The following is a 6,521-nucleotide window of genomic DNA, read 5'->3' on the forward strand; positions in this document are numbered from 1 at the left end:
GCCAGAAAATCTTGCAAACCCCATGGTTTGCACCACCGCATCGGGTGGCTACAGCGCGTTAATGGCGGCGACCGAGTCGACAGCCAAGAACGGAAAAAGGCCGGTGGCAAGAGCCACCAGCCATCAGCCTTCAGCTTAAAGCTTGGGCTGGAGACGCAAGGTCGATGCTTACTTCAGCTCGACTTTAGCGCCTGCTTCTTCCAGAGTAGCTTTGGCTTTGTCAGCAGCGTCTTTCGACACAGCTTCCAGAACCTGGGCAGGAGCGCCGTCAACTACAGCCTTGGCTTCTTTCAGGCCCAGACCGGTCAGTTCACGTACTGCCTTGATCACGTTTACTTTCTTCTCGCCAGCTTCCAGCAGCATGACGTTGAATTCGGTTTGCTCTTCAGCAGCGACAGCAGCAACAGCTGGGCCAGCGGAAGCAGCGGCAGCGGAAACGCCGAATTTTTCTTCGAAAGCTTTGATCAGCTCAACAACCTGCAGAACCGACATTTCAGCTACGGCGTTGAGGATATCGTCTTGGGAGATAGACATTGCTGTATTTCCTGAATTGGGGGACGGCCTACGCGGCCATCGAAATAAACAAAAATACGCGAAAGAATTTGCTCAGCCTTAGGCTGCGGCAGCTTCTTTTTGCTCGCGAACTGCAGCCAGAGTACGAGCCAGCTTGCTGGTAGCGCCTTGAATCACGCTCATCAGCTGCGAAATAGCTTCGTTACGGGTCGGCAGTGTTGCCAGTACGTCGATTTGGTTAGCTGCGAGGAACTTGCCCTCGAACGCAGCTGCCTTGATCTCGAACTTATCCTGACTCTTGGCGAATTCCTTGAACAAACGGGCAGCAGCGCCTGGATGGTCCTTGGAGAACGCGATCAGAGTCGGGCCAGTGAACACGTCGTTGAGAACACTGTATTCAGTGTCAGCAACAGCGCGCTTGAGCAGGGTGTTACGTACAACACGTACGTATACGCCAGCTTCACGAGCCTCTTTACGGAGTCCGGTCATAGCGCTTACTGTCACACCACGGGCATCAGCCACGACAGCGGACAGAGCAGCTTTGGCAGCCTCGTTGACTTCAGCGACGATGGCCTTCTTGTCTTCGAGATTAATTGCCACGGGTTTAACTCCTGCTTGTTACCGTTTCATCCGGCCTAGGCCTGATGTCGTTTTGGTGTCTGATTCGGTAAGGAACCGGGAGCACCATCTGCGTAGGCTTGTTGGTTTAAGACTTGCGTCGCCTACGGTCTTGGATAGCCCCCGCCAGGCAGGGACCCCAATCTTTCAATTGACGCAATCGCTCGCGCCAACCTGTGTCTTATACGTCCAGCGAGCCTTGGTCGATGACCAGACCTGGGCCCATAGTGGTGCTCAGGGTAACGCGCTTGACGTAGATACCTTTCGAGGAAGCAGGCTTGATACGCTTCAGATCAGCGATCAGGGCTTCAACGTTTTCCTTCAGCTTGACGGCATCAAAGCCGACTTTGCCAACGGAGGTGTGAATGATGCCGTTTTTGTCGGTGCGATAACGAACCTGGCCAGCCTTGGCGTTTTTAACCGCGGTAGCTACGTCTGGCGTTACGGTGCCGACTTTAGGGTTAGGCATCAGGCCGCGTGGACCCAGGATCTGACCCAACTGACCTACAACGCGCATTGCATCCGGGGAAGCAATAACAACGTCATAGTTCAGGTCGCCGCCTTTCATTTCGGCAGCCAGGTCGTCCATGCCAACGCGATCGGCGCCAGCGGCCAGAGCAGCTTCGGCGGCCGGGCCTTGGGTGAAGACAGCAACACGTACAGTCTTGCCAGTACCGTGTGGCAGCACAGTAGCGCTACGAACGACCTGGTCGGATTTACGTGGGTCAACACCCAGGTTCACAGCAACGTCAACGGACTCGCTGAACTTGACAGTCGACAGCTCGGTCAGCAGGGCAGCAGCGTCTACAAAGTTGTAGGACTTGCCCGCTTCAATTTTGCCGGCGATAGCCTTTTGGCGCTTGGTCAGCTTAGCCATTACACACCCTCCACGTTAAGGCCCATGCTACGAGCAGAACCGGCGATGGTACGCACGGCTGCATCCATATCAGCTGCAGTCAGATCCGCGTTTTTGGTTTTCGCGATTTCTTCCAGCTGAGCACGAGTTACGGTGCCAACCTTAACGGTGTTCGGACGAGCGGAACCGCTAGTCAGACCAGCAGCTTTCTTCAGAAGAACCGAAGCCGGAGTCGACTTGGTTTCGAAAGTGAAGCTACGGTCGCTGTATACAGTGATGATCACTGGAGTCGGCAGACCTGGTTCAATACCCTGAGTACGGGCGTTGAAGGCCTTGCAGAATTCCATGATGTTCACGCCGTGCTGACCCAGAGCTGGACCGACGGGTGGGCTAGGGTTGGCCTGAGCGGCCTTCACTTGCAGCTTGATGTAAGCGGTAATCTTCTTGGCCATGAGGCACTCCAATTACGGGTTCAAGCGCCTCGAAAGGCTCCCCGGTTACTTGCGCGTTTATCCCAGTGACGACAAAACCCCACAGCCTAGGCTGTGGGGTTGGGATGCTTGCTCAGCTAGACCTTCTCGACCTGGCTGAACTCCAACTCTACCGGAGTAGAGCGACCGAAAATGAGCACCGCCACTTGGATCCGGCTCTTTTCGTAGTTAACTTCTTCGACAGTGCCGTTGAAATCAGCAAACGGACCATCTGTGACACGAACAACCTCGCCTGGCTCGAACAATGTCTTCGGCTTAGGCTTGTCGCTACCGTCAGCAACACGACGCAGAATTGCTTCCGCCTCTTTATCGGTGATCGGTGCAGGCTTGTCGGCAGTACCGCCAATGAAGCCCATGACGCGAGGAGTGTCCTTGACCAAGTGCCAAGTACCTTCGTTCATGTCCATCTGCACCAGCACGTAGCCAGGAAAGAACTTACGTTCACTCTTGCGCTTCTGGCCATTCCGCATTTCAACCACTTCTTCAGTGGGAACCAGAATTTCGCCGAAGCCATCTTCCATGCCTGCCAGCTTTACGCGCTCCAGCAAAGAGCGCATAACATGCTTCTCGTAACCCGAGTAAGCATGCACAACGTACCAACGCTTAGCCACGGGACACCCTTAGCCAACAATCAAGGAAACAAGCCAGCCGAGCAGGGAATCGAGCCCCCACAACAGCAACGCCATAACCAGAACAACAGCCACGACAATCAATGTGGTCTGTGTGGTTTCTTGGCGAGTCGGCCAAACGACTTTACGAATTTCAGTGCGAGCTTCCTTTACCAGGACCGCGAAGGACTTGCCCTTGGCAGTCTGCAGGCCTACAAAGGCGGCTACAGCAGCAAGGGCGAGCAAAGCGAGAACGCGGTACAGGATCGGCGAAGCAGAATAGTACTGATTGCCAACAACGCCTACGACCACCAAGGCGACTACTGCGAGCCACTTGACCAGATCGAAACGAGAGCTTTGAGCTTCAGCCTTAGGAGTCATCTATGAAGATCCTGTGAAAAGAAAGCCAGACACACCACGTGAATCTGGCAGGTCAGGAGGGAATCGAACCCCCAACCTACGGTTTTGGAGACCGTCGCTCTGCCAATTGAGCTACTGACCTAAAACAAAATCAGGCCGACCATTATGCAGGCCTGAAAAAGACTTTACAACAACCAACCCCAACAGACTTGAAATCACTGACATCCAACGCCAGAAACAGCACGATACAAGCCGAGGCAGCTGTTAAAACAAAGGCAGATATTTTCATATCTGCCTTGTTATATGGAGCTCTTGAGCGGATTTGAACCGCTGACCTCACCCTTACCAAGGGTGTGCTCTACCAACTGAGCTACAAGAGCAAAACACCTTGCACAACCTGCAAACTTGGAGCGGGTAGCGGGAATCGAACCCGCATCATCAGCTTGGAAGGCTGAGGTTCTACCACTAAACTATACCCGCGGAGCTTGCAGCTCACGCTAAAATGGTGGAGGGGGAAGGATTCGAACCTTCGAAGTCGTAGACGTCAGATTTACAGTCTGATCCCTTTGGCCGCTCGGGAACCCCTCCTAAGCGAGCCGGCATTTTACATCACGCCGACCTTCTGTCAAGCATTTTCTCATTTAAATTATGAGGTTAGCTGCGTTGACGTTGCTTCGCATCAAAAGCCTTAAAGGTCTTCACTGCGAAGCGGGCGCCATTCTATGCAAACTATTGGAGAGTTGCAATGCCTTCGCACAGCATTATTTTATGTTTTAACTCATTGAATTCCTTAGCAAGGTTTTCAAAGGGCAGATCATCCGCCAGGCGCCTGCTTTCAGGGGACACTCGGAGCCAATAACCGGTTGCTTCAGGCATGTTCAGCAATTGGACCTTGACCTTTATATCCAGGCTCGTGAGGCGCTGTTCCAAGGATTGCGCCTGGCGCTGATCGGCAAACCCGCCAATGTACAAGCAGGTATTTTGCGTGTCGGACGATTTCGCACGATCCCTGCGAGCCACCGAATCGGAAGATTCACTCAGCAGTTTTATATCCTGCTGGGAGCCACGATAAAGACTCAGAGGAGTGACATCCTTGGCGCGCAACGGCGCCTCTTGCTGATGCCATATGTAATAGAAGACATTAAGAATCAGTAGAAGCAGAAACAACCAACGCATAAGCACCTCAGGGCAAAGGGCACGCCATTGCCAGGCCAATAAATACCAGATCCGGCACAAGCCGTGCCTGCGGCACAGCGTCAAAGACCAGGTCAGCATCTCCGCCAGTCAGGAATACCGTGAAGCTATCTCCCCAATAACTCCTGGCGAGCTCGATCTGGGTGAGCACAAACCCTCTCAGCATCAGCGTACAGCCACGCTCGACCGCCTCGACCGTTGTACGCCCGGGCGACAGGCGCTCCAGAGCGCGCTCAGCGGACGCATCGTCGTAGCGTATCTTGCGCGTATGGGTACGCAACTGGTTGCGCATAAGCGGCAGACCAGGACAAATGAAGCCTCCCAAATGCTTGCCATCGACATCAATGAAATCTGCAGTCGCCGCCGTGCCAAAATCCAACACCAGGCAGGGGCCGGACGCTAGCTTGTACCCTCCAAGGATCGCCAGCCAACGGTCCAGGCCAAGCCGCTCAAAGTCCTCATAGCCATTGCGAACGCCCGCCATTTCCACCGCGGACGTCGCACACGAGACCGTAATGCCAAAAGCGTCAATCAACGTCTCGACCAGCTTGTCCGTTTCCTCCAGGGCGCGAACACTCACCAGTCGACAACGCGTCAGTGCCATGTCCGGCACCGCATTCAAACTCTCAATCAATGCCACATTCGAACCGACCACGCCCTCCGCAAAGGCGCTCACCCTGTCGAGATTCAGCACTCGCCATTTGATAAAGCTATTCCCACAGTCGAGCTCAAGAATCATCACGCAACCTCAGGCTTAACTCACCACCGCTGTATGTTTTTTCGACACCGTCTACGTCCAGGCGCAACGCTCCTTGACGATCAACACCGAGCACTACTCCATCAACACGATTCACACCCGCGATAAGTGATACCGCGCGCCCTTGCCACGCATGATTTTGCTCCCATTCCTCCTGGAGGGCCGCAAAGCCAGATACCCTGTGTCGATCGAGGTAGCGCTGCAGTTGCAGGCTGACCTGGGCCACCAGAGCATTACGGTCAGCAGCAGATCCAGTCTCGAGCTGCACCGATGTCCATTGCTGATCAACCTCGGCAGCCCTCTGCATATTCACGTTGATCCCGATACCGATTACCACGTGACAGATATCCGCCGGATCCCCAATCAACTCCAGCAATATCCCCGCGATTTTCTTGCGCCCGACCAATACGTCATTGGGCCATTTCAAGACGGCACCCTGAACACCGGACTCTCGCAGAGCCTGAATGACCGCCAAGCCAACAACAAGACTCAGACCTTCCAGTTGCCGGAGGCCATCCTCAATACGCAGTACCAGGCTGTAATAGATGTTTTGGGCGAACGGGCTGACCCACTTTCGGCCGCGCCTACCGCGCCCGGCCATTTGCTGTTCAGCCAATACCAGGAAAGGCACAGCCCGCGCGACATCAACCATGCGCAACGCCTCTGCGTTGGTGGAATCAATCGAGTCGTAGATATGGATAGGCCAGGACAACGACGGTGCACTTCGCGTAATCCCTTCAGCATTCAGAAACACCAGTGGCGACGCTAACTGGTACCCCTTACCACGCACCTTATGAATAGGTAGATTCAATTCGGCCTCAAGAAGCTGAAGCTGCTTCCACACGGCACTGCGACTAACGCCCAAGGCAGCACCCAGCGCCTCTCCGGAATGGAATCGGCCATCTTTCAGAAGTTCTAACAGCGTAAGCATGCAGGTATCGCCTCACAATGAGGCACGCATGATAGCCATGCGAAGAGGCATTGCATAGAAAGGCCGCACTTCCCCAGGCCGCGGTGAACGCTCTTATGATTTTCGAGCGCCCAAAACAAAACCCCTGTTTGCGTTAGCAAACAGGGGTTCTGGAATTTAATCTTGACGATGACCTACTCTCACATGGGGAAAC

At 54.3% G+C, this 6,521-nt stretch carries 9 protein-coding genes and 4 tRNA genes; all 13 read right to left on the bottom strand.

Annotation, left to right across the window (positions count from 1 at the left end; genetic code table 11):
* Window positions 1–168: 168 nt before the first annotated feature.
* The 13 genes from rplL to birA all read right to left on the bottom strand — a co-directional run bounded on the left by rplL (window position 169) and on the right by birA (window position 6,328).
* The gene (gene rplL / locus BFP96_RS03105) at window positions 169–534 is read right to left on the bottom strand and encodes a 50S ribosomal protein L7/L12 (protein WP_003176432.1); all 366 of its coding nucleotides are present in this window, start codon (window positions 532–534) and stop codon (window positions 169–171) included.
* Between the two features lie 78 nt (window positions 535–612).
* The gene (rplJ, locus tag BFP96_RS03110) at window positions 613–1,113 is read right to left on the bottom strand and encodes a 50S ribosomal protein L10 (protein WP_056861893.1); all 501 of its coding nucleotides are present in this window, start codon (window positions 1,111–1,113) and stop codon (window positions 613–615) included.
* Between the two features lie 199 nt (window positions 1,114–1,312).
* A complete protein-coding gene (rplA, locus tag BFP96_RS03115; protein WP_003176434.1) occupies window positions 1,313–2,008 on the bottom strand; it encodes a 50S ribosomal protein L1 in 696 nt (231 codons plus the stop codon).
* Window positions 2,008–2,439 carry a 50S ribosomal protein L11 gene (gene rplK / locus BFP96_RS03120; RefSeq protein ID WP_003210097.1) on the bottom strand — a complete coding sequence of 144 codons (432 nt, stop codon included), beginning with the start codon at window positions 2,437–2,439 and terminating at the stop codon, window positions 2,008–2,010. The genes rplA and rplK overlap by 1 nt, the downstream gene beginning before the upstream one ends.
* Before the next feature lie 116 nt (window positions 2,440–2,555).
* A complete protein-coding gene (gene nusG, locus BFP96_RS03125; protein WP_003176436.1) occupies window positions 2,556–3,089 on the bottom strand; it encodes a transcription termination/antitermination protein NusG in 534 nt (177 codons plus the stop codon).
* 9 nt (window positions 3,090–3,098) lie between these two features.
* Complete coding sequence (gene secE / locus BFP96_RS03130) at window positions 3,099–3,467, bottom strand: preprotein translocase subunit SecE (RefSeq protein WP_003194658.1); 369 nt, start codon at window positions 3,465–3,467, stop codon at window positions 3,099–3,101.
* A 45-nt stretch (window positions 3,468–3,512) separates the two neighbouring features.
* Window positions 3,513–3,588, bottom strand: a tRNA-Trp gene (locus BFP96_RS03135).
* Window positions 3,589–3,750: 162 nt separating this feature from the next.
* Window positions 3,751–3,826 (bottom strand) — tRNA-Thr (locus BFP96_RS03140).
* 26 nt (window positions 3,827–3,852) lie between these two features.
* A tRNA-Gly gene (locus BFP96_RS03145) sits at window positions 3,853–3,926 on the bottom strand.
* A gap of 23 nt (window positions 3,927–3,949) precedes the next feature.
* Window positions 3,950–4,034, bottom strand: a tRNA-Tyr gene (locus tag BFP96_RS03150).
* A gap of 141 nt (window positions 4,035–4,175) precedes the next feature.
* Window positions 4,176–4,622 carry a hypothetical protein gene (locus tag BFP96_RS03155; RefSeq protein ID WP_065891602.1) on the bottom strand — a complete coding sequence of 149 codons (447 nt, stop codon included), beginning with the start codon at window positions 4,620–4,622 and terminating at the stop codon, window positions 4,176–4,178.
* A gap of 7 nt (window positions 4,623–4,629) precedes the next feature.
* The gene (locus BFP96_RS03160; RefSeq protein WP_065935555.1) at window positions 4,630–5,379 is read right to left on the bottom strand and encodes a pantothenate kinase; all 750 of its coding nucleotides are present in this window, start codon (window positions 5,377–5,379) and stop codon (window positions 4,630–4,632) included.
* Complete coding sequence (birA, locus tag BFP96_RS03165) at window positions 5,369–6,328, bottom strand: bifunctional biotin--[acetyl-CoA-carboxylase] ligase/biotin operon repressor BirA (protein WP_065935556.1); 960 nt, start codon at window positions 6,326–6,328, stop codon at window positions 5,369–5,371. The genes BFP96_RS03160 and birA overlap by 11 nt, the downstream gene beginning before the upstream one ends.
* Between the last annotated feature and the right edge of the window lie 193 nt (window positions 6,329–6,521).

It is taken from the genome of Pseudomonas sp. 34 E 7, from assembly GCF_900005715.1.
In the GTDB taxonomy this organism is placed as follows: Bacteria; Pseudomonadota; Gammaproteobacteria; order Pseudomonadales; family Pseudomonadaceae; genus Aquipseudomonas; species Aquipseudomonas orientalis_A.

Coding starts and splice junctions, on each gene's coding strand:
- birA (WP_065935556.1), bottom strand. CDS start 6,328: ATGCTTACGCTGTTAGAACTTCTGAAAGATGGCCGATTCCATTCCGGA.
- rplA (WP_003176434.1), bottom strand. CDS start 2,008: ATGGCTAAGCTGACCAAGCGCCAAAAGGCTATCGCCGGCAAAATTGAA.
- rplL (WP_003176432.1), bottom strand. CDS start 534: ATGTCTATCTCCCAAGACGATATCCTCAACGCCGTAGCTGAAATGTCG.
- rplK (WP_003210097.1), bottom strand. CDS start 2,439: ATGGCCAAGAAGATTACCGCTTACATCAAGCTGCAAGTGAAGGCCGCT.
- BFP96_RS03155 (WP_065891602.1), bottom strand. CDS start 4,622: ATGCGTTGGTTGTTTCTGCTTCTACTGATTCTTAATGTCTTCTATTAC.
- secE (WP_003194658.1), bottom strand. CDS start 3,467: ATGACTCCTAAGGCTGAAGCTCAAAGCTCTCGTTTCGATCTGGTCAAG.
- BFP96_RS03160 (WP_065935555.1), bottom strand. CDS start 5,379: ATGATTCTTGAGCTCGACTGTGGGAATAGCTTTATCAAATGGCGAGTG.